This is a genomic window from Clostridium fessum (assembly GCF_027698965.1).
Taxonomy (GTDB): domain Bacteria; phylum Bacillota; class Clostridia; order Lachnospirales; family Lachnospiraceae; genus Otoolea; species Otoolea fessa.
Genome location: NZ_JAQEQF010000023.1, coordinates 300 through 568 on the forward strand (window position 1 = coordinate 300; position 269 = coordinate 568).

Genomic DNA, 269 nt, shown 5'->3' on the forward strand with positions numbered 1-269 from the left:
AAGCAGGTGGATGCCGGATTCATTATGGGGGTGTAGCTCAGTTGGGAGAGCACCTGCCTTGCAAGCAGGGGGTCAAGAGTTCGAATCTCTCCATCTCCATTCGTGACTGTACATTGCAGTTCGGAAACAAAGTTTCCTCACTCACGTACAGGCACGTTATGAAAACAAAACATTACGAAGGCTTATGAAAGCAAGCTTTCAACGCATTCGAAACATTTTGTTTTCGCAATGTACCTTGAAAACTGCATATTGAAAATCTGATACAAAGT

At 43.5% G+C, this 269-nt stretch carries 1 tRNA gene; it reads left to right on the forward strand.

What is annotated here, in order from left to right:
• Positions 1 to 26: 26 nt before the first annotated feature.
• Positions 27 to 99, forward strand: a tRNA-Ala gene (locus PG862_RS14320).
• Positions 100 to 269 lie beyond the last annotated feature (170 nt).